Origin of the sequence: Methylophilus flavus (genome assembly GCF_042678905.1) — a bacterium.
In the GTDB taxonomy this organism is placed as follows: domain Bacteria; phylum Pseudomonadota; class Gammaproteobacteria; order Burkholderiales; family Methylophilaceae; genus Methylophilus; species Methylophilus flavus.
Map to the genome: position 1 here is coordinate 406,771 of NZ_JBHTLN010000001.1, position 21,638 is coordinate 428,408.

The 21,638-nt window shown below is 50.1% G+C and carries 18 protein-coding genes; 11 read left to right on the forward strand and 7 right to left on the reverse strand.

Going from position 1 to position 21,638, the window contains the following annotated elements; genetic code table 11:
- Positions 1-213 precede the first annotated feature (213 nt).
- Positions 214-2,478, forward strand: a complete 2,265-nt coding sequence (locus tag ACFQ2T_RS01930; protein ID WP_379029739.1) for a sensor domain-containing protein — start codon at positions 214-216, stop codon at positions 2,476-2,478.
- Between the two features lie 17 nt (positions 2,479-2,495).
- On the opposite strand, the gene ACFQ2T_RS01935 is transcribed toward ACFQ2T_RS01930, so the two are convergent.
- The 7 genes from ACFQ2T_RS01935 to flhB are packed head-to-tail and all read right to left on the reverse strand — an operon-like array spanning position 2,496 to position 10,363.
- Positions 2,496-3,380 (reverse strand): flagellar motor protein MotB, encoded by an 885-nt coding sequence (locus tag ACFQ2T_RS01935; RefSeq protein WP_379029742.1) that lies wholly within the window; start codon positions 3,378-3,380, stop codon positions 2,496-2,498.
- Positions 3,380-4,132 carry a flagellar motor protein gene (locus tag ACFQ2T_RS01940; protein WP_379029745.1) on the reverse strand — a complete coding sequence of 251 codons (753 nt, stop codon included), beginning with the start codon at positions 4,130-4,132 and terminating at the stop codon, positions 3,380-3,382. Before ACFQ2T_RS01940 ends, ACFQ2T_RS01935 begins: the two co-directional genes overlap by 1 nt.
- Positions 4,132-4,872 carry an RNA polymerase sigma factor FliA gene (locus tag ACFQ2T_RS01945; RefSeq protein ID WP_379029747.1) on the reverse strand — a complete coding sequence of 247 codons (741 nt, stop codon included), beginning with the start codon at positions 4,870-4,872 and terminating at the stop codon, positions 4,132-4,134. The genes ACFQ2T_RS01940 and ACFQ2T_RS01945 overlap by 1 nt, the downstream gene beginning before the upstream one ends.
- 16 nt (positions 4,873-4,888) lie before the next feature.
- A complete protein-coding gene (locus ACFQ2T_RS01950; RefSeq protein WP_379029750.1) occupies positions 4,889-5,698 on the reverse strand; it encodes a MinD/ParA family ATP-binding protein in 810 nt (269 codons plus the stop codon).
- A complete protein-coding gene (gene flhF, locus ACFQ2T_RS01955; RefSeq protein WP_379029753.1) occupies positions 5,691-7,076 on the reverse strand; it encodes a flagellar biosynthesis protein FlhF in 1,386 nt (461 codons plus the stop codon). The genes ACFQ2T_RS01950 and flhF overlap by 8 nt, the downstream gene beginning before the upstream one ends.
- Before the next feature lies 1 nt (position 7,077).
- The gene (gene flhA / locus ACFQ2T_RS01960) at positions 7,078-9,165 is read right to left on the reverse strand and encodes a flagellar biosynthesis protein FlhA (RefSeq protein ID WP_379029756.1); all 2,088 of its coding nucleotides are present in this window, start codon (positions 9,163-9,165) and stop codon (positions 7,078-7,080) included.
- 25 nt (positions 9,166-9,190) lie between these two features.
- Positions 9,191-10,363, reverse strand: a complete 1,173-nt coding sequence (gene flhB / locus ACFQ2T_RS01965; protein ID WP_379029759.1) for a flagellar biosynthesis protein FlhB — start codon at positions 10,361-10,363, stop codon at positions 9,191-9,193.
- Between the two features lie 607 nt (positions 10,364-10,970).
- Between flhB and flhD the strand changes: the two genes are divergently transcribed.
- From flhD to ACFQ2T_RS02015, 10 genes are all read left to right on the forward strand, one after another.
- Positions 10,971-11,294: a flagellar transcriptional regulator FlhD gene (flhD, locus tag ACFQ2T_RS01970; RefSeq protein ID WP_379029762.1), complete on the forward strand. Its 324-nt coding sequence runs from the start codon at positions 10,971-10,973 to the stop codon at positions 11,292-11,294.
- Between the two features lie 47 nt (positions 11,295-11,341).
- On the forward strand, positions 11,342-11,908 hold the full coding sequence (flhC, locus tag ACFQ2T_RS01975) for a flagellar transcriptional regulator FlhC (RefSeq protein WP_379029765.1): 567 nt from the start codon (positions 11,342-11,344) through the stop codon (positions 11,906-11,908).
- A 74-nt stretch (positions 11,909-11,982) separates the two neighbouring features.
- On the forward strand, positions 11,983-12,861 hold the full coding sequence (locus tag ACFQ2T_RS01980; protein ID WP_379029767.1) for a class I SAM-dependent methyltransferase: 879 nt from the start codon (positions 11,983-11,985) through the stop codon (positions 12,859-12,861).
- Positions 12,862-13,058: 197 nt separating this feature from the next.
- Positions 13,059-13,919 (forward strand): flagellar motor stator protein MotA, encoded by an 861-nt coding sequence (gene motA / locus ACFQ2T_RS01985; protein WP_379029770.1) that lies wholly within the window; start codon positions 13,059-13,061, stop codon positions 13,917-13,919.
- Positions 13,920-13,959: 40 nt separating this feature from the next.
- Entirely contained in the window at positions 13,960-14,910 is a 951-nt protein-coding gene (motB, locus tag ACFQ2T_RS01990) for a flagellar motor protein MotB (RefSeq protein WP_379029773.1), read from the forward strand.
- Positions 14,911-15,002: 92 nt separating this feature from the next.
- Positions 15,003-15,545, forward strand: a complete 543-nt coding sequence (locus ACFQ2T_RS01995; RefSeq protein ID WP_379029776.1) for a chemotaxis protein — start codon at positions 15,003-15,005, stop codon at positions 15,543-15,545.
- A 42-nt stretch (positions 15,546-15,587) separates the two neighbouring features.
- Complete coding sequence (locus tag ACFQ2T_RS02000; RefSeq protein WP_379029779.1) at positions 15,588-15,956, forward strand: response regulator; 369 nt, start codon at positions 15,588-15,590, stop codon at positions 15,954-15,956.
- Between the two features lie 27 nt (positions 15,957-15,983).
- Entirely contained in the window at positions 15,984-18,368 is a 2,385-nt protein-coding gene (cheA, locus tag ACFQ2T_RS02005) for a chemotaxis protein CheA (RefSeq protein ID WP_379029781.1), read from the forward strand.
- Between the two features lie 12 nt (positions 18,369-18,380).
- On the forward strand, positions 18,381-18,893 hold the full coding sequence (locus tag ACFQ2T_RS02010) for a chemotaxis protein CheW (protein ID WP_379029784.1): 513 nt from the start codon (positions 18,381-18,383) through the stop codon (positions 18,891-18,893).
- A gap of 64 nt (positions 18,894-18,957) precedes the next feature.
- Positions 18,958-21,576 carry a methyl-accepting chemotaxis protein gene (locus tag ACFQ2T_RS02015; protein WP_379029786.1) on the forward strand — a complete coding sequence of 873 codons (2,619 nt, stop codon included), beginning with the start codon at positions 18,958-18,960 and terminating at the stop codon, positions 21,574-21,576.
- Positions 21,577-21,638 lie beyond the last annotated feature (62 nt).

Below are 21,638 nucleotides of genomic sequence, written 5' to 3' on the forward strand. Positions count from 1 at the left end.
GTTGTGTGACTACCGTCACAGTCATATTCTTCACGCTTCATGCTTGACATCACCAACGCTTTTAGACACATTATTATAAATATAAAGAGAGCCATGATTGTTGGGGGACTCTCACTAATAATTTTCTGGGGTGTGTGATTTTAACAACCGACAAGCAGCAGGTTGCCTGGTTGTCGGCAGTTGGATTTCACACTGCGGTTGTGAAGGTATGTGATGTCAAAAGTAATACTCGAGCCCGACACATTCGTTCTGGCGAATCAGGCGCTCGCCGGCACATTTGAACGTTGGCAATCTGCGATTGACGCCTCTGGTTTTGGGTTGGCGGCGGAAACCGATCACCAGGGGATATGCGACACCCTATTGTTTTTTAATCGGGCCGGCATTTCTGTGCCCGAGCCTGTAAACCAGGTAATCAGCTCGGTATGGGCTTATCTGCCAGCCATCACCCACGCGCCACTGCAAGGCATGCTTGCCCAGCACTTGCCAGGGATCAGCGCGCGCACTATACAACTGCCGCTACAAAATACACATAACCACTGGCTGGAATGTAGCATGCACGATTTCTGCAACAGTGCAGGCGAGCCACGTTCATTATTGCTGGTGCGTGAAATCACGCGTGAACGCGAGGCGATGCAAGTATTGCAGCATGAAAAATTGCGTGCCATCGCTTACGAACGCTTCCAGTTCTCTATGCTGGAACTGGTACTCAGAGAGCAGGATGCGACACGGGTGCTGGAAACCATTGCCCGCGACATTGAAGCCATGCACGCCGATATGTATTGCGCCATTGTGCTGACACAGAACCTTGGCAAACTCGTACAAACGGTGATCGCACCAACCTTGCCGAAAGTCATGCTGGAAACCTTGCGCCAATTACAGCTGGAAACGGATAAAGGCTCACTGGCGACTTCGATCGCCATGAAACAACGGGTGATTGTCGACGATGTGATGACGCATCCTTACTGGGAAAACCACCGCGAGGCCGCGCAAGCTGCAGGCATACACGCAGGCTGGGCCGAACCCTTGCTGACGGCCAATGGCGAGATTCTCGGTGCATTTGCCATTTATTACCGTCAGCCGCAAACGCCGACCGCTAACGAGCAATCCATGATAGAGCAGGCGGCCAAGTTGGTCAGCATCGTGGTCGACCGGCATTTGTCGCAGGACACGATTGAGGCATTGGCTTACCTTGAGCCAGTCACCGGCTTGCCTAATCGCAGAAAAGCCTATGAGGTATTACAGCGCGTGCAATTGCAGCCCGCGACTGGCCAGCACTGGGGCTTGATCTACCTTGATATAGACCATTTCAAATGGATCAACGAGGCGCATGGCCATGTACTGGGCAATCGGCTGCTGCTGCAGGTTGCCGAGCGGCTGCAAAAAGTCGCTGCGCCGCATTTCCTTGCTTGTATGGGCGGTGATGAATTCCTGATCTTGCTGTCCGGTCTTTCCAGCGAAAGCGAAAAAGCGCTGCAACAAGTGTGGGTATTGCAGCGAAAACTGCAAAAGATATTTGAACGTGCGTTTAAGGTAGAGAGCCAGAAGCTGCAAATCACCGCCAGCATGGGCTTATCCAGCTTCACCAGTGAGGAAGCGTGTGACACTGACTTTGTCAAAGCGGTGGATATCGCCATGCACAGAGCCAAGCAGGCAGGGCGTAACACCGTCTGTGTTTACGAACCTGGCATGCAGACAGAAATCGCCACGCAAGTCATGCTGGAATCTGATCTAAGGCTGGCGATCGAGCAGCAGCAACTGGCATTACATTACCAGGTACAGGTGGATCATACCGGGAGGCCATTTGGTGCCGAAGCCTTATTGCGCTGGCAGCATCCTGTGCGGGGCTTTATTTCACCCTTGCAGTTTATCCCGGTGGCGGAATCCAGCGGGCTTATTATTGATATCGGCATGTGGGTAATTGACCAGGCCTGCGCCCAGATTGCCCTGTGGCAGCGTGATCGCAAAACCAGCGATCTCAGCTTGTCGGTGAATATCAGTGCCAGGCAGTTCAGGCAGGGCAATTTTATTTCCATGATCAAGGCCTGCATCCAGAAACACCAGATCAACCCGAATGCGTTGCGCCTGGAGCTGACAGAAAGCCTGCTGCTGGAGAACGTGGATGACGCGGTGAGCATCATGACCGAGCTTAGCCAGATCGGTATTCAATTCTCCCTGGATGACTTTGGTACCGGTTATTCTTCACTGCAATACCTGAAAAAATTACCTTTATACCAGCTCAAGATAGACCGTTCATTTGTCAATGATATTGTCACCGATAGCCACGACCGCACCATTGTGCGGACGATTATTGCCATGGCACAAAGCATGTACCTGAGCGTGATTGCAGAAGGGGTGGAGACGCAGGATCAAATGGAATTGCTGTTGAACAATGGCTGCCGCCGCTATCAGGGTTATCTGTTTGGCAAGCCTATGCCGATTGCGCAGTTTGAAGCTTGCCTGGAACAAACTTTACGCTAACGCTCTGAACCCAACGGTTATCGATTGGTGGACACGTCAGCAGGAACTCCTGCAGCGGGGCTAGTGACAGGTTCTTCCAGTGACTCAACCGCTTTTGGCAAAATCTCCAGCTGGGTAGTAATGGTATTATTGGCGGCCTGCTGTGCATTACTTTCAGCCGTGAGAATGCGGATGATTATACGGTTATTGATGGTTTGCGCCAGGTTGTTTTCACTGCTGGATGCCGGTTTGGTATCAGCCAGGCCGATGGCAGAAAGTCGCTTGCTGATCACACCGCGAGTACCTAGGATACCCGCCACACGCGCCGCCTGAGTGGCAGTTATTTCCCAGCGTTTAGCCTCGGGGTTAGCATCATCAGCAAAAGCATGGCGGTCAATGTGGCCTTCAACCTGTATGGTGCGATATTCGTTTTTCAACACTTCGCTCACCAGTTTAATGACGTAAGGGCCTTCGTCTGACATGGTGGATTGATCAGCCTTGAACAGTAATTTATTCTGGATGGCAATATCCACGCCAAACTCGCCTTGTTGCACGGTGATGGCTTTCTGTTCTATCCATACTGAAAGCACGTTCGCCAATTGTTGACCTATGGCACGCATTTTTTCCAAGTCACGCTGCTTTTTCTCCTGGTACAAATAACTCAGCGGCAATGGTTTCTTGATTGCACTCAGGTTTTGCAGCGCAGACGGAGTTTCGGTATTCAGGGATTGTGGTTGACCAGGCTTACCCTGAAACGCAGTGACTACCGAATTGGATAGCGTCTGGTATTTATTCAGGTTAATGGTCGATGTGGCATACATCACCACAAAAAAAGCGAACAGCAGGGTGATGAAATCCGCATAGGAAATCAGCCACCTGTCGTGGCCGTCATCGTCGTCATCGTGAATCCTGCGCCGGTACATTACGACTCCCTGAGGCGCAGATAGGCTTCCAGGCGTTCACTGACCAGTTTCGGGTTATCGCCCCTGGCGATGGAGACCCAGGCATTCAGCAACATTTCACGGCGTGAAATCTCATGCTGTATATGCCCCTTCAATTTATTGGCAATCGGCAGAAACACCAGGTTAGCCAGCGCAACCCCATAAATGGTGGCCACGAAAGCCACCGCAATGCCGCTACCGATTTTGGCAGGATCCGACAGGTTTTCCATGACATGGATCAGGCCCAGCACCGCGCCAATAATACCCACTGTAGGCGCATAACCACCGGCAGCAGACCAGATTTTGGCCGCATCACGTTCCTGCACTTCAAAATAATACATATCGATGGCGCACACTTCGCGGATGCGGTCAGCAGGGGTGCCATCGACCAATAACTGTAATCCTTTACGCACAAAGGGGTCTTTCTCTCGCTTGATATGGCTTTCCAGCGATAACACGCTTTCCTTGCGTGCTTGCTGGCTCCATTGGTTAATACGCTGGGCCAGTTTGTGACGATCATCTTCAGGATGCACAAACACCCAGCGCAGCATGCGCAGACCTTTGAGAAATAACTTGAGTTCACTTTGCAGCAACACGGCGCCGATAGTCCCCAGCATTACCACCATAAAAGCGGCTGGCTGCATGAGTGACTTCAGGTGCCCACCTTCCAGGGTTTGCCCCAGCACCAGGCCAGCGATCGCAATGATCAATCCTGCAACGCTGCCCCAATCCATTAGGATACTCCGGTCCAGGACTTGTCACGCATGGACGCACGCAAGCGGGCGACGGCCTGGCTGTGCAGCTGGCATACGCGGGATTCCGAGACATTCATGATGGCGCCTATCTCTTTCAGGTTCAGTTCCTGTTCGTAGTAAAGGCCCATCAGCATTTTTTCCCGTTCCGGCAGATTATCTATCGAAGCGATCAATGCTTCGCGGAAATCACTTTCCAGCAAGGATTTTACCGGGTCATTACTACTGTCATCATCGACAAAACGGTCAAGAAAGTGTTCGCCACCGCCATCATCGTCATGAAAATCTTCGTAATAGATCAGCTGGTGACCCTGACAGTCACTCAATACATCATAGTAGTCTTCAAGGCTGAAGTTCATGTGCTTGGCGATTTCGGATTCAGTCGGCGGGCGGCCTAATTTCTGTTCCAGTTGCTGTACGGCCACTTCGATATCACGCATGTTTTTGCGTATACCGCGTGGCAGCCAGTCGGCACCACGTAACTCGTCCAGCATGGCGCCACGTACACGTTGTGACGCGTAGGTTTCAAACTGGGCTCCGTGCGTATCTTCGTAACGTTGAATCGCATCCATCAGGCCTATCATCCCGGCCTGCACCAGATCGTCGACTTCCACGCAGGAGGGCAATTTGGATTTAAGCTGGTAGGCCATTCTTTTGACCAGGCCGCTATGCTGCTTCAGCATCTGGTCAGTATTGTTGGTTTTGCCTTTAGCGGTATACATGTTTTCCCTCTTTACTCTAGGCAGCAGCCAGTGACGACGTGGTTAAACGTTGTTGATCCAGGCTTTTGGCAATGGCTTTAAACGCCATGGCTGACTGCATTGCCGGCGTTGGCTCGACTGCAAGACGGTTTTTTAAACCGGCATTAGGTTTAGCCTGGGCTTTTTGCATTGATTTTCCATCAGGAATCGCACCCAGAAAACTCAGGGTGACTCCCAGGAACTGCTGGCAGACCTGGTTCAGCCGCATGAAGTATTGCTGGCCTTGTTCATGACTGGCATCCGTGACCACGACACTTAAAGGCATCTGGCCATGTTGCTGGCAAATGCGCTTGATGGTGGTATAGGCTGATTTAATGGCCTCATCATGGCGTTCCATCTGGATCACCAGGGTATGCTGGGCCATCACGGGCAGGACTAATGTCTGGTCACTCGGGTCTAATAAAGCTTCTATCATTACGGTATCGTAGTCATACGCAAGTTGGTTCACTATAGCGTCGAGCTCGGTTTTTAAATCGCCGGATAAAGGCGAGGTTAATGCGTCAGTTTCGGTCAGGCTGGCAAGGTCGTAGCCTTGCGGATGTTTGACCACAGCGCGGCTGAGTATATTTTTGCGTAACGCCACAGCTTGCAAGGTGTATTTGGTCATGGGGCGCTGCTTGGCCTGTATCAATAGCACCTGCTTGCCGGGGCTGACCATGCTGGCGGCCAACTGGCTAAGCCAGTTGTCAGCAGGCTGGCCATTTGCTGACATGACGCTGATCATGCGTGCGGATGACCTGGCCATGATACGGCGCAAGCCATCGGCCTGGTCACGGTAATTAAACATGCTGCTGATCTCCCTGCGCCTGCATCATGCTCGAAATCACCAGTGGCAACTCTTCATCCAGGTATTGATAAGGCAGGCTGGATTGATGCGGGGTTAACACTCTTTCCACCAGGGCGTGTTTATTGGCTACTTCAATATCTTCCGGCACGCGTTGACCGCCGGTGGTGTAGTACAGACGCATACGCTCACGGATCAGCACATCCAGCACATTGCCAATCGCAGCCGCTTCATCCAGTTTGGTCACGATACAACCGGCAATATCATGCTTTTTATAGCTGCGCATCACATCGGTCAATGTTTCACCGGTTGAAGTCGCGTTCAGGCATAACAGTTTCTGGATAGGGGTTTCAGCCCTGCTCAGCATGGATAGCTGTTCAGTCACGGCCTGGTCACGCTGGCTGACACCGACGGTATCAATCAGGATCATGTGCTTGCCTTTTAACTCATTCAGGGCAATCTTCAAATCTTCTTCATCTTTTACCGCATGCACCATCACGCCAAGGATCTTGCCGTAGATACGTAATTGTTCGTAGCCGCCGATACGGTAGCTGTCAGTGGTGATCAGGCCCAGGTTCTGGGTGCCGTGTTTCATTACATAACGGGCAGCCAGTTTGGCTGTGGTCGTTGTTTTACCGACACCAGTAGGGCCAACCAGGGCGTATACACCGCCTTTATCCAGCAATGCATCTTCATCATCCAGAGTATGCAGGTTGCGGCTGATCACTTCTTTCGCCCACATCGGTGCCTTGTTCACATCAATATGTTGTGGCATTTTTTCCGCGATCTGGCGTGACAGCGCAGCGCTGAAGCTGGCAGAAAGCAGGGTGCTCAATACTTTTGACTTGGCCGGGCTGTGCTGCAAATGATGCTGCCAGGTCATGGCACTCATCTGCGTTTCAAAGTTGCTGCGCATATGACGCATCTCCTGCATCATGGTCAGCATTTTTTCTTCCAGCGTTTGCGTGGCAACCTGATAGGCCTGCTCCTGCTGCTCGCTGTGCTGTTTAAAAAAATCCATCATCATGTGATCATTGCTCGGCGTTTCTTCTGCCACCGGTTGAGCGATCACCGGTTTTGCAGCTGGCTTGGCATCCGCCATGCGCGGCTGGGCTTTAGCAGGCATTCCCTGAGCACTAACCGTTTGCCCGTTTGTGCTCTGACCATTCACATAATCCAGCAGGCTGCGCGCAGCATCGTTCGGAGAATCGGAGGACTGCTTGCCAGCGGTATTATCAATATCAGTTTCAAGCATGGCCATGATCTCGGTGCCGCCATTGACGCTGCGATTGGCAACGATAATGGCATCTTCACCTAAGGCCTGTTTGACTTGAGCCAATGCTTCACGTGCATTCTTGCCAAAAAATCTTCTGATATTCATGTTATTGCGCTCCGATTAAACTGGTCACTCGTATTGATTTGTTGTCTGGCAACTCGTCGTGCGACAACACTCTGAGATGCGGGACTGTCCTTCTTAAAAACCTTGATAAAGCCTGGCGTAGTGGGGCGGCTACCAGTAAGACCGGTGTCAGCCCCATCTGCTCCTGTTGTCTGGCAGCCACTTCTGTCTGTTGGGACAGCTTTTCAGCGATGCCAGGTTCAATCACGCTTTGTGCGGATTGATTATTTTGTAATGCCTGCAGCAGCAACCGTTCCAGCTGGCCATCCAGTGTCATCGCAGTCACTTCATCGCTGTAAGGGAACAAGTCCTGCACGATGGCGCGTCCCAGTTTGACACGAACCATCGCAGTAAGGTCATTCGCATCCTGGCTATATTGCGCATGGTCAGCCAGGGTTTCCAGGATGGTGCGCATATCACGGATATGTACGCCTTCGTTCAACAGGTTCTGTAATACTTTTTGCAGCGAAGAAAGTGTGATCAGCTTAGGCACGATCTCTTCAATCAGTTTGCTGGATTCTTTACCCAGATGGTCCAGCAGTTGCTGTACTTCCTGGCGGCCCAGCAGTTCACCGGCATTCAGGGAGATCACATGGTTGAGGTGGGTGGCGATTACCGTACCCGCATCCACCACGGTATAGCCCAGGCTTTGTGCATATTCTTTACGCTCTGATTCTATCCAAACTGCTGGCAAACCAAATGCAGGATCAGTGGTTTTAGTACCATCCAGTTCGCCGGTTACGGCACCCGGGTCTATCGCCAGCATCTGGTTGAAGTTGGACTCACCGCTCGCCATCTCTACACCTTTCATGGTGATGCGATAGGCGTTAGGCTTTAAAGTCAGGTTGTCACGGATATGCACTGTCGGTGCCAGAAAGCCGATCTCCTGCGCGAATTTCTTGCGGATACCTTTAATACGTTTCAGCAGTTCGCCACCTTGCGCCTTGTCCACTAGCGGGATCAGGCGGTAACCGACTTCCAGGCCCACAGTGTCTACTGGCAATACATCATTCCAGGTGGCTTCTTCGGCTTCGCTGGCAGGCGCCAGTTTATCTTCCGGTTGCGGTTCCAAAATCGCTTGCAGCTTGGCTTTTTCCTGTTTCTTCTTCACAGAGTAAGCCATACCGCCCAGCATGGCACCCAGTGCCAGGAAAGCCAGGTGTGGCATGCCAGGGATCAGGCCGATACCGCCGATGATGCCGGCAGTCACGCTCAGTACGCGTGGGTTTTCAAACAACTGGCTGATCAGCTGGCCACCGATGTCTTCGTTGTTGGCGACACGGGAGACCACCACACCGGCTGCAACAGAGATCACCAGTGAAGGGATCTGCGCCACCAGGCCATCACCAATCGCCAGCAGGGTGTAGTTCTTGACTGCATCGCCAAAGCTCAGGTCATGTTGCACCATGCCGACGATCAGGCCGCCGACGATGTTGATGATAATCACCAGGATGCCGGCGATGGCATCACCACGCACATACTTACTGGCACCGTCCATCGCACCGTAGAATTCTGATTCCTGGCTGACTTCCTTACGGCGGCGGCGGGCTTCATCTTCAGCGATCAGGCCAGCGTTGAGGTCAGCATCAATCGCCATTTGTTTACCCGGCATCGCATCCAGGGTAAAACGGGCGCCCACTTCAGCAATACGGCCAGCACCTTTGGTGATGACGGTAAAGTTGATAATGGTCAGAATCACAAACACCACGATACCCACAGCGTAGTTACCGCCGATCAGGAAGTGGCCGAATGCCTCGATCACTTTACCGGCCGCATCCGGGCCGGCATGGCCTTCAGTCAGCACCACACGGGTAGAGGCCACGTTAAGCGCCAGGCGCAACATGGTCGTCATCAGCAATACGGTAGGGAAGGCGATAAAGTCCAACGCCTTAGTGGTTTGCAGACCTATCATCAGTACCAGGATAGACAGTGCGATATTAAAGGTGAAAAACACATCGAGCACGATGGCCGGCAGCGGCAATATCATCATCGCCAGCAGCAATACAACAATGAGTGGTGCCGCGACTGCGCGACCGTCCAGTTTTCCCATCATTTGTTGCCAGTTGTTCATCTATAAGCTCCTTAACCTGCTCTGATTACTCAATATCTGTTGCAGACGACGGTGTTGCCACCAGTGCATGCGGGTCCAGTGCATCCGGTACCGGCACATCGGCAGGTACAGGTGGACGCACGCCGCCATGTTGTTTGAATACGCGCAGCTGGAATACATAAGCCAGGATCTCGGCCACTGCTGCATACAAGGCTTGCGGGATTTCACGTTCAAGTTCTGTATGTGCAAATAACGCACGGGCCAGTTTGGGTGACTCCATGGTCATGACATTGTGCTCCGCTGCAATTTCTCTGATCTTGAGTGCGATGGCATCCATGCCCTTGGCGACCACGATAGGTGCGCCGCTTTCGCCTTCTTTATAACGTATCGCCACTGCATAGTGCGTCGGGTTGGTGATCACGACATCGGCAGTCGGGATATTGCTCATCATTCTTCTGCGTGCCATTTCACGTTGCTGCTGACGGATACGGCCTTTGACTTCCGGGCTACCTTCAGCTTCTTTCGCTTCGTCCTTCAATTCCTGCTTGGTCATCTTATGCTTTTGCGCATATTGATAAAGCTGGTAGGGCACATCGATCACCGCGATCAACACCAGGGCCGAGGCAATGGTCAGGAAACCGGTCACCATATAATCATTAATGGCGCTGATGCCGGACTCAAGCGGCATTTCAGACAGTCCCAGCATAGGCTGCAGATCTTTTTTCACGATGGTGTAGCCCACAGACGCCACTAGGATAGTCTTGGCTAATGATTTCACCAGCTCGACAAGTGAGTTTTTGGAGAACAGGTTGCTTAATCCTTTAATAGGATTCAACTTGCCGAAATTAGGCATCAGTGATTTCTGCGACATCACCCAGCCGCCGACCAGGATAGGGGAAGCTACTGCCACCGCCACAATGATCACTGCCAGTGGCAGGAAAGCCCACATCACTTGCTCAACTACTTTGAGTAAATGCGTAATCAGCAGTGCCGGTTCAAACGCCATCGCCTGGTCAAATCTTAAACCTTGTCTTAATACATCCTTTAATGCTTCACCCATTGGTTTGCCCAGCATCATGATCGCCATGCCGCTGGTGAACAATACTGCACAGGCTGCCAACTCACGGGAGCGGGGGATATCGCCGTCTTCGCGTGCCTTCTCCAATCGCTTGGGGGACGCGTCCTCGGTTTTCTCCATATCGCTGTCATCAGCTGCCATAACACTCACTCTTGGGTTTCAGAACACACCATGTGTTCCGTGACATGAGTGATTATTAAGCAGCACCCCACTTTTTTATAGTTGGAATAAAGGGACTTATTGACCGCAATCTAATCGTTATGAATTGAAAATTGTTAATAAGTGCAAAGATTTAAATTATTTATTATTTATAAACAATGACTTATGAAATAAATAAATTATTTTTAAAGAAAACCCTAAAGTTTTAGTGAGGGTCGCCGTAAACGAGTTATGACAAAAAGTGCCCGTGAATTGAATTCGATGCCGTCAAAACTGGAAAAAAACGGCTGTTAACGGAATACAACGGGAAAACTTTAATTAATTTTTGAATTGAAAGGTTCTGACTACTGCGAGAATAACCGTATATTTATTATAGTTAAACATTAAATAAATATCATAACCATTTGTTTTATATGGTTATGTGTTGTGCCATGCCGGGTTTTGTAAGACAAACACCTACATGGCTGTTTTCGTCCGTCTTACAAAATTAACCGACAAACCCTGATTGTTGGCATCCATGAATGCGCGCAAAGTACGCCTAACGCAAATGCGTACTTAAATTGAACCGCAAATAAATGGAGAAAAGATCATGAATGTCATGCAAAACGATTTACTCGCTGAAATCAAAGATGCCAATCTGAACTACCTGATGCTGGCACAACAACTGATCCGTTCTGACAAAGCGACTGCAATTTTCCGTCTGGGTATCAACAAGGAAATCGCAGACCTGCTGGAAAATCTGACCAACCTGCAATTACTCAAATTGTGTAACACAAACATGCTGCTGACTCGCTTCCGTTTTGATGACAGCGAAATCCTGGGCATGCTGACCAGCTACACTAAAGATCCTGCTCAAGCGCACCTGCACACAGCGGTACTGATGTCTGCCCAAGCAGCAGAATCTAACGTATAAGTTGTAATTCCCATCTGACGATTAAAGAATAGAAAAGAGGGTTTATCATGCAAAAGAAGAGTGTAGTTAACGAAGCAGAACAAATTAAACTGGCCATGCAAATGATTGAGTTGGGCGCACGGTTACAGTTGCTGGAATCACAAACCACTTTATCTCGCGAGCGTTTGATCAAGCTCTACAAAGAGATGAAAGGTGTTTCACCACCTAAAGGCATGTTGCCATTCTCGACCGACTGGTTCCTGACCTGGCAGCCGAATATCCACTCTTCAATTTTCTATAATATCTATCGTTTCATGGTGGATTATGCAGGTGTAGAAGGCATACACGCGATTATCAAAGCCTACACACTGTATATGCAACAAGTGCAGAACCCTGATGGTGGCCAGACTGAAGAGCCTATCCTGTCACTGACCCGTGCCTGGACCCTGGTTCGCTTTATCGAAAGCAAAATGCTGACAACTAAAGTCTGTCATTGCTGCGGCGGTCAATATATCGTCAACAGCTACGATTTGAACCAGAACTATGTATGCAACCTGTGCCACGTACCTTCACGTGCCGGTAAAACCAAAAAAGCCAAAGAACTCAGCTACAAACTGGTGTCAATGTCAGCTTAATGGCTGGATAAATAGTGGCTGGCAGGTTGAACAAGTACAACCTGGTATTTCAAGTATTTAAAGAAAGACTCAGCATGCGTTCTATCAAACTTTCGGCAGGGGCGTTGCAGCAAAATAGCGTTGCGCAATGTCTCCTGTCTCCAAAGTTATGGATGCAGAAATTAATGCCGTGCAAGTTATGGTGCCAGGCATTGCTGATACAGTGTTTGAGTCTGCTGTTGATTGCGGGCGTCGCGCCTGGCGTAATCAACAGCGTATTCGCTTTCGAATTGCGAAGTGTGGGACTATCACTGGATTCGATCTGGTTCTGGCTCATTCCGCATGCAATACTGGTCAGCGTGATGGCCTGGGCGGCTCGTATGCCGGTCTGGTGGCGCTGGATCCATGTCATTTTCCCGCTGGCTGTGATCACCATGCAGCAGATTGCCTTACCCGCGATTGTTTACCTGGCCGGTTTTGTGATCACCCTGGCGCTGTATTGGTCAGTGCACAATACCCGCGTGCCTTTTTACCCGTCTTTCCCCGCCACCTGGCGTGCCATGCACAATATCCTGGATCAACACGCTGGTGAGCAGCCTTTACGTGTACTTGATATCGGCAGCGGCCTTGGGGATGTTTCCCTGTTTTTATCCAGGCAACGTGCACAAGACCAGATAGACGGCATTGAAATTGCCCCTTTACCCTGGCTGGTCAGTGTCTTGCATGCGACTTTTTCCCGCAGTCGTGCCAAATTCACCCTCGGTGATTACCGGCAAACCGATTTCGCGCAACTGGATGTGGTATTCGCTTATCTTTCGCCAGCAGTGATGGCAGATGTCTGGCAAAAAGTACACCAGGAAATGCGCCCGGGCAGCCTGTTTATAAGCTCGGAATTTCCGGTAGCGGATGTGACTGCCGCCCGTATTATCTATCCTTCACCAAACTCTCCTGCACTTTACGTCTACACCCTGTAATACCTATTGCCGTGGCGTATAGCGGCTTTCTCGCAGGTATATATCCCATGACTCCGATAAGTGATCGTGACTTATTGTTTACGCTGCCTGTATGCACTGCAAGCTAATTAGCCTGCTAAATCCCTTTTATTTGCAACATTGAAACGGGGTAGCGATTGTTATGCTATCCATATTCAATGCGAAAAGTGGAGTAGGGCATGTTCGTTATCATTGGTTATGTAGTCGTTTGCGGCATGATCTTCGGGGGCTATGCGCTCGCAGGCGGCCATTTGGGCGCGCTCTGGCAGCCGCTGGAAGTCATGATGATTTTCGGTGGCGCGTTTGGTGCGTTCATTGTCGGTAACGACAGTAAAGCCATCAAGGCCACCGTCAAAGCCTTGCCTACCTTGTTCAAGGGCTCCAAATACTCCAAGCAACTGTATATGGATTTACTGGCATTGCTGTTTGAAATCCTCACCAAAATCCGCAAGGATGGCCTGATGGCGATCGAAAAAGATATCGAAGACCCTGAGTCCAGTGCTTTATTCGGCAAGTATCCCACCATTCTGCATGACCACCACCTGGTCGAATTCATCACCGATTACCTGCGTTTAATGGTGTCCGGCAATATGGATGCCTTCCAGGTAGAGAACCTCATGGATAACGAAATTGAAACCCACCACATGGAAGGCCATGTGCCTGCCCATTGTATCGCCAAGCTGGGCGATGGCTTGCCAGCCTTCGGTATCGTGGCTGCGGTGATGGGTGTGGTGCACACCATGGAAAACGTGGCATTACCGCCTGCCGAGCTGGGGATCCTGATTGCGCACGCACTGGTGGGTACTTTCCTCGGTATTTTGCTGGCTTATGGTTTTGTCGGCCCTTTGTCCGGATTGCTGGAACAGAAGCTGGAAGAGTCCAGCAAGAGCTTTCAAACCGTCAAAGTGGTATTGCTGGCCAGCCTGAACGGTTACGCACCACCGATTGCCGTTGAATTTGGCCGTAAAGTCCTGTACTCCACCGAGCGTCCTGGATTTAGCGAGCTCGAAGAGCACGTGAAACAGGCCAAGTCGAAATAGTTAACGAAGTTATTGAATCAGCGTATCGCTGGAGAACATCATGGCAGAAGATCGTGTTGCCCCGATTATTGTAAAGAAGATAAAAAAATCCGGTGGTGGTCACCATGGTGGCGCCTGGAAGATTGCCTATGCTGACTTTGTGACAGCGATGATGGCGTTTTTCCTGCTGATGTGGTTGCTTGGTTCTACCTCGAAAGCGCAAAAAGAAGGTATTTCTGAATATTTCCAGACACCATTACATATGGTGTTGATGGGTCCTTCGGTGGGGCAAAGTGATTCGGCCTTGAAAAACACCGGTGGCAAGGATGTCACCAAGAAGCAAGGCCAGGTCAAACCGGTTGATGGCGACCCTGGCAAGCTGAAGACAGTCAAGATCGAAGATGTGAAAGAAGCCTTGAAGCGGGCTGAGAAGATCAAGCTGGAATCACTGAAAGCCAAGATCGAGCAGGCCATAGAGGAAAACCCGACCTTGAAGCAATTCAAGGAGCAGTTGAAACTGGATATCACCAGTGAAGGTTTGCGTATACAGATCATTGATGAGCAGAACCGGCCCATGTTTGAGAATGCCAAGGCAGAATTACAGCCTTATGCAAGGCAGATTTTGCGCGAAATCGGTAAAACACTGAACGGCGTGGATAACAAGATCAGCCTATCCGGCCACACTGATGCTGCCGGCTATGCCAACGGTGATCATGGTTACAGTAACTGGGAATTATCGGCAGACCGTGCCAATGCTTCACGCCGTGAACTGATCTCCGGCGGGATGGATGAGACCAAACTCATGCGGGTAGTAGGCCTGGGTTCGGCGATCATGATGGATAAAGAGAATCCGTTTAACCCGATCAACCGTCGCATCAGCCTGATCATTATGAATAAAGAAACCGAAGAAGAATTGTTAAAAGACAATGACCAGATATCTGCCAGTGAAAATGATCTGTCGCAGGTCAAGTCGTTGCAAAGTAATCAGGAAAAGACTTTAGAAGCGAAATAACCGTTGGATCAAGGAGCCCAAGAAATAAGTGATTTTTCCTATGCTTATTTCTTGATTGAAAAACAAGGGAATCAGGCAAGATAGGGACCACTATGAAAACATTGCCCATCGAAGAGTTAAGAGAGTTACTGGCTGCAGTTTCTCGCAATGGCAACTGGCATTTGCTGGAAATCGAAACAGATTTACAACAAACGACCTTTCTGCTGAACGAAGCGATCGAAAAACTGAGCACCAGTTTCATGAACGTTTACGCCCAGTTAACGGAGCAGCAAGCTGTGATCAAGTCATTGGCTGAATCCGGCAAGCTACATCCTGAAGTGGTGGAGCAGTTGCAGGTATTTCAGGAAAGCATAGGTCAGGAAGTGAATAAAGTCGTGACCGGCATGCAGTTCCAGGATATGACCAACCAGCTGTTGCAACGCACCATCAATCGGGTCAATGGCTTGAAAGTATTATTACAGGAGTTATCCAGCCACCAGTTTCCTATGGCGGCGGATAACGAGCATGAAGAAATCAGGCATTTCATCATGCAACTAAACCAGAATTTTGATCAGGGTAGCGCCCATCTCACCGGCAACTTACGTAAGTCAGTGAATCAGCAGGACCTGGCGACCGGTGATATCGATTTATTCTAATCACAGCATGTTTAACATATTGAGTGAAAAAGGCGAGTGAAAATGGCGAAGACAATTTTAACAGTAGACGATTCAGGTTCTTTGCGTCAAATGGTAGCGTTCAGTTTGAAAGCCGCTGGCTATGATGTCGTGCAGGCCGTAGACGGACAGGATGGCTTGAACAGAGCCAAGGAAAAGACCGTTGACCTGGTATTGACTGACCAGAACATGCCTGTGATGGATGGCCTGACGCTGATTACCAATCTGCGTACCCTGGCTTCCTATCAAAGAGTACCTATCCTGATGCTCACCACCGAGTCATCAGATGAGATGAAAGCAAAGGGTAAAGCTGCCGGTGCCAATGGCTGGCTGGTAAAACCTTTTGATCCTAAACGTTTGATCGAAGTCGTACAAAAAGTAATTGGTGCTTAAGCGCCCGTTAAGGGACTGGAGAAAATAATGACAGTGGATATGAGCCAGTTTTATGAGGTGTTCTTTGACGAGGCTGAGGAATTACTCGCCGAAGCAGAGCGCCTGCTGCTGAATATTGATGTGGAGTCTCCTGATATTGAGGAGTTGAACGCTATTTTCAGGGCGGCACACTCGATTAAAGGCGGTGCAGCCACGTTTGGCTTTATGGATATGGCGGGCATTACCCATGTCCTGGAAAACTTGCTGGATAAAATCCGCAAGCAGGAAATGGCACTGACCATGGAACATGTGGACGCTTTCCTGGCCGCCAAAGATGTGATCAAAATGCAACTGGATGGTCATAGACACGCGTCTGAAGTAGATGCCGCGCAAGTGGACGAAATCTCTGCCACATTGAAAGCGCTCTCTGAAGGTAAAGCTGCAGAAGCACCAGCCCCGGCTGCCGCACAAGCTGCGCCGGAACCAGCTGCTGCACCTTCCAGCGCACCAGCTCCGGCACTGACTGCTTCAGCTGAAGAGCAGGCAAGCGGTGTCCAGGTTTACGATGTGGGCCTGCCGGAAGTGACCGAAAAAGATTTAGATAACCTGAAAGATGAATTAGCCTTATTAGGCGAAGTCGCTATTTACAAGCGTGGCGATAAACATGCCTTGCTGGTGAAAACTGACTCCAGCGCCGACGATATTATTTCCATCTGCTCCTTTATTGTGGACCCTGATGCACTAGTGGTTAAGGTTGCCAGCGCAGAAGCGCCTGCAGCAGAACCCGCCCCGGTAGCAGCAGAGCCAGCACCAGTGGAAGCGGCACCTGCAGAAGCTGACCTGGGTTACGGTTTCTTCGATAGCGAACCAGTCTCAGCAGACGCTGCCAAGCCGGCACAAGCTGCCAGCGCGGATGGCAAGGTTGCTGTGGCTGAAGAAATGGGATATGGCTTCTTTACCGATAGCGGTGAAGAACCACAGGAGGAGGGTTACGGTTTCTTTGCACCGTTTAAACCACACCCTGATGCACCAAAAGCACAAATGATTGGTGACGACAATGCGGCTGCTGCCCTGGCGAAAGCCTCTGCCGACGCTGAGCCCAAGGTTGCAGCAAGTGCGCCAGCAGCAGAAGTCAAGGAAGACCGTCGTGCGCAATCACGTCGTGAATCAGACAAGCCCGCCGCTCCACAGAATGCAGAAAGCAGCTCAATCCGTGTTGGTATTGAAAAAGTCGACCAGTTGATTAACCTGGTGGGCGAACTGGTGATTACCCAGGCCATGATCGAGCAGCGCGTGAATGCGCTGGACCCGGCCGATAACGAAGGCCTGATCAACAGTGTCAGCCAGCTGACCCGCAATACGCGTGACTTGCAGGAATCCGTGATGTCTATCCGCATGATGCCGATGGACTTCGTGTTCTCGCGCTTCCCGCGTATGGTGCGTGACCTGGCAGGTAAACTGGGCAAAAAAGTTGAGTTTGTCACCAACGGTGCGACGACAGAGCTTGATAAGAGCCTGATCGAACGTATCGTGGATCCGTTAACGCATCTGGTGCGTAACAGTGTGGACCACGGTATCGAGAAACCGGAAGTGCGTCGCGAACTGGGCAAATCTGAGAATGGTACTTTGACACTTTCTGCTGCGCATAAAGGCGGCAGTATCGTGATTGAAGTGACTGACGATGGCGGTGGTTTGAACCGTGACCGTATCCTGGCTAAAGCTGCCTCTAACGGTTTGCCCGTCAACGAAAGCATGAGCGACAGTGAGGTGTACAGCCTTATTTTCGCCCCAGGCTTTTCAACCGCTGAAGTGGTCACCGATGTCTCAGGCCGCGGTGTAGGCATGGACGTGGTGAAACGTAACATCAGCGCCATGGGCGGTAATATCGAAATCCGTTCGGCATTAGGTTATGGCACAACCATTTCCATTTCACTACCGCTGACACTGGCGATTCTGGATGGTATGTCTGTTTCACTGGGCAAGAGCCTGTATGTGGTGCCATTGAACCTGATTGTAGAAACCCTGCAACCACGTGCAGAAGACCTGAAAACCGTTACTGGTGAAGGCTTGATGGTGCATGTGCGCGGCGAGTACTTACCGATTATTGCATTGCATGCCTTGTTTAACCATCCGACCGAGATCACCACCCCGACTGACGGTGTGTTGCTGATCCTGGAAGCTGATGGCAAGAAATCTGCGTTGTTTGTCGACCGTCTTGTTGGCCAGCAACAAGTAGTGATCAAGAGCCTGGAAACCAATTTCAAGCGTATTCCAGGTGTATCCGGCGCCACCATCATGGGTGATGGCTCGGTGGCATTGATTCTTGATGTGCCGGCGATTACGCAGATGGGGCAAACAACGAATTACATTACCGGTGGCCGGTCGTTTGCCGATCACAACTATTCCAATTTACAGAATCACATCAATGCATAAGGAGTGTATGCAATGACTACAACAGAAATGACTAACAATCACGGCGGGAACAACGCTGGCAACATGCGAACAGCAGCCGGTGAATACCTGACTTTTGTATTGGGTAATGAGCAATACGGTATCGAGATCCTCAAGGTTCAAGAGATCCGTGGCTATGATGCGGTCACGCAAATCGCCAATATGCCTCCCTTTATCAAAGGCGTGATCAACCTGCGCGGCAAAATTGTGCCTATCGTGGATTTACGCATCAAATTCAAGCTGGGCAAGGTGGAGTACAACGAATTTACCGTTGTCATCATCCTTAATTTGAACGGCCGTATTGTCGGTATCGTAGTCGATGGTGTGTCTGACGTACGTGAGTTACGTGAAGAGCATCTGCGCGAAGTGCCATCCCTGGTCACGCGTATTGACACCAAATACATCGTCGGCCTGGCCACCATTGAACAGGAAATGCTGATCCTGGTGGATATCGAAAAACTGATGACCAGCAACGAGATGGAATTGATGGACGCTGCAGTGCATTAATGACTGCACCTTTAAAACAACAAACAGCAGAATTGAAACAGGAACTTCTTGCTAGGGGCCCATTATGTTTTCAACACTATTAAATAAACTGGCAGCAGGCACTAAACAGTATCAACATATTCTGGATGAGTCAGCCGAATTCTCAGCACTGAAAACAGAGATCAACAAGGCGAGAGCCATCATTGAATTGAGTGCTGACGGAAAAATCACGCATGCGAATGAAAATTTGTGTGCGGCATTAGGCTACAGCGCCAATGAACTGGTTGGTCAGCATCATCGCAAACTTTTGTCAGCAGAAGATGCAGCCGATCCGGAATACAAGAGCTTCTGGAAAGACCTTGCAGCAGGCAAGTCAGCTGTTGGCTCGTTTAAACTGATCAATAAATCAAACAAGGAAACCTGGTTCCAGGGTTATTACGCGCCAGTGCTGGATAAGTCTTCCAAACTGCGTAAAACCGTAGCTTACCTGACCGATATCACGCAAGACAAACAGCAAAATATCTTCCTGCAAGAAGATGGGCGTGCTGTGAATCAATCCTTTGGTGTGATGGAATGTGATGTGCATGGCCAGATCCTAGATTGCAACGAGCTGCTGGTGGCGCCTTTGGGGTATACCAGGGACGAAGTGATTGGTAAGAATGTCAGCTTTCTGTTAAAAGCACATTCCGCGCAAAGCCCGGCCTACAAGCAACTCTGGGAAAAACTTGCCAGAGGTGAAAACGGCAAGCAGGAAGTTTGCCGCGTTTCAAAAACCGGTAATGAATACTGGTTCAGCGCAAATTATGTACCGGTGTTGGGCGATGATAACAAACTGGCAAAAATCAAGATTTTCTCTTTCTGCATCACCGCAGAAAAACAACTTGAACTGGACTACCAAGGCAAGGTAAAAGCCATTGCCAAAGTACAGGCAGTGATCGAATTTGACCTAAGCGGTAATGTACTGACTGCAAACCAGAATTTCCTGTCAGCGACAGGCTATTCCCTGGAAGAAGTGGTTGGAAAACATCACAGCATTTTTGTCAGCGAGCGCCATAAAGCCAGCCCGGAATACAAAGAGTTCTGGGCGAAACTGAATCGCGGTGAGCCAGACGAGAATGTCTATCACCGTTATGGTAAAAACCAGAAAGATATCTGGCTGCAGGCTTCATACAACCCGATTATCGGCCTGGATGGCAAACCGGTGAAGGTTGTGAAATATGCGACTGATATCACTAAAGCAGTGCTGGCCGACAAGGAACAAGCGATCAAATCTGCCGAAGCCTTCAGGATACAAACCACACTGGACTCAGCTTCTACCAATATGATGATGGCAGATAATGATGGCATCATCCGTTACATGAATGCATCTACAGAACGCTTGATGCGCAGCTCGGAATCGAATTTCCGTCAGGCGTTGCCAAACTTTGATGCAAGCAAAATCATCGGCCAGAATTTCGATGTATTCCACAAGAATCCTGCTCATCAACGTAATTTACTGGCCGGTTTGACTAAAGAACACGTGGTCGAAATGCCACTGGGTGACATGTTTGTCCGCCTGAAAGCCATGCCTATCTTCGATAAGGCTGGTGTTCGTTCCGGCACTTCACTGGAGTGGGTGGATATCACGCAGGAACGTCGCGTCAGTGACCAGATTTCATCTATCATTGCCAATGCAGCTGATGGCGATTTGACTGACCGTATCGATTTGTCTGACAAATCCGGCTCAACAGCCGAAATCTGTAAAGGCGTGAATAACCTGCTGGAAAACATGACAGAGTTATTAATGCAGGTACGTGAAGCAGGCGAAACCATCAATACCGCTGCCCAGGAAATTGCCAGTGGTAATAATGATCTCTCCAGCCGCACCGAACAACAGGCTTCCAGCCTGGAAGAAACTGCGTCCAGCATGGAAGAGCTGGCCTCAACCGTGAAGCAGAATGCGGATAATGCACGCCAGGCCAATCAAATGGCAGAAGCCGCTTCGCAAGTGGCGGTACGTGGTGGTGAGGTAGTTGGTAATGTGGTGACGACCATGAGTGCGATCAATGAAAGTGCACGCAAGATTGAAGACATCATCACCGTGATTGATGGCATTGCTTTCCAGACCAATATCCTGGCCTTGAACGCAGCGGTGGAAGCCGCCCGTGCAGGCGAGCAGGGTAGGGGCTTTGCAGTGGTAGCAGGTGAAGTGCGCAACCTGGCACAACGCTCAGCCAGCGCAGCCAAAGAGATTAAAGAACTGATCACCGACTCTGTCAGCAAAACCACAGAAGGTACCAAACTGGTACAAAACGCCGGTGAAACCATGCATGAGATCGTGACTTCTGTGCAACGCGTCACAGATATCATGGGTGAAATCACTGCAGCGTCTGCCGAGCAAAGCTCAGGTATTGATCAGGTGAATAAATCTGTGACGGAAATGGATGAAACCACCCAGCAAAATGCTGCATTAGTGGAAGAAGCCGCTGCCGCTGCTGAATCTCTGGTTGAGCAGGCTGCCACCCTGATGGACTCAGTCAATAAATACAGACTGCATAACGAGAGGCCAGCGACACGTACCAGTGTTGCACCTGCAAAAAAATCGGCACCTGCACCATTTGTTAACAAAGCTAAACCAGTAGCAGCCAGCAATACCGCCGTGCAGCATCAACCGGCCAAACTGGCAAAAACCGGTACTGATAACAACGATTGGGAAGAGTTTTAACATGTAATCAACGGAGGCTTAGCCATGACAAGAAAGTTACGTGAAGTTCTAGAGACATTGCA

Bases quoted from the DNA above. Each gene is read 5' to 3' on its own strand.
- ACFQ2T_RS01945 (WP_379029747.1), bottom strand. From the start codon at position 4,872: ATGTATACCGCTAAAGGCAAAACCAACAATACTGACCAGATGCTGAAG.
- ACFQ2T_RS01940 (WP_379029745.1), bottom strand. From the start codon at position 4,132: ATGGATTGGGGCAGCGTTGCAGGATTGATCATTGCGATCGCTGGCCTG.
- flhC (WP_379029765.1), top strand. From the start codon at position 11,342: ATGCAAAAGAAGAGTGTAGTTAACGAAGCAGAACAAATTAAACTGGCC.
- flhB (WP_379029759.1), bottom strand. From the start codon at position 10,363: ATGGCAGCTGATGACAGCGATATGGAGAAAACCGAGGACGCGTCCCCC.
- flhD (WP_379029762.1), top strand. From the start codon at position 10,971: ATGAATGTCATGCAAAACGATTTACTCGCTGAAATCAAAGATGCCAAT.
- ACFQ2T_RS01930 (WP_379029739.1), top strand. From the start codon at position 214: ATGTCAAAAGTAATACTCGAGCCCGACACATTCGTTCTGGCGAATCAG.
- ACFQ2T_RS02010 (WP_379029784.1), top strand. From the start codon at position 18,381: ATGACTACAACAGAAATGACTAACAATCACGGCGGGAACAACGCTGGC.
- flhA (WP_379029756.1), bottom strand. From the start codon at position 9,165: ATGAACAACTGGCAACAAATGATGGGAAAACTGGACGGTCGCGCAGTC.
- ACFQ2T_RS02015 (WP_379029786.1), top strand. From the start codon at position 18,958: ATGTTTTCAACACTATTAAATAAACTGGCAGCAGGCACTAAACAGTAT.
- ACFQ2T_RS01995 (WP_379029776.1), top strand. From the start codon at position 15,003: ATGAAAACATTGCCCATCGAAGAGTTAAGAGAGTTACTGGCTGCAGTT.
- ACFQ2T_RS02000 (WP_379029779.1), top strand. From the start codon at position 15,588: ATGGCGAAGACAATTTTAACAGTAGACGATTCAGGTTCTTTGCGTCAA.
- motB (WP_379029773.1), top strand. From the start codon at position 13,960: ATGGCAGAAGATCGTGTTGCCCCGATTATTGTAAAGAAGATAAAAAAA.
- cheA (WP_379029781.1), top strand. From the start codon at position 15,984: ATGACAGTGGATATGAGCCAGTTTTATGAGGTGTTCTTTGACGAGGCT.
- ACFQ2T_RS01980 (WP_379029767.1), top strand. From the start codon at position 11,983: ATGCGTTCTATCAAACTTTCGGCAGGGGCGTTGCAGCAAAATAGCGTT.
- ACFQ2T_RS01935 (WP_379029742.1), bottom strand. From the start codon at position 3,380: ATGTACCGGCGCAGGATTCACGATGACGACGATGACGGCCACGACAGG.
- flhF (WP_379029753.1), bottom strand. From the start codon at position 7,076: ATGAATATCAGAAGATTTTTTGGCAAGAATGCACGTGAAGCATTGGCT.
- ACFQ2T_RS01950 (WP_379029750.1), bottom strand. From the start codon at position 5,698: ATGTTTAATTACCGTGACCAGGCCGATGGCTTGCGCCGTATCATGGCC.
- motA (WP_379029770.1), top strand. From the start codon at position 13,059: ATGTTCGTTATCATTGGTTATGTAGTCGTTTGCGGCATGATCTTCGGG.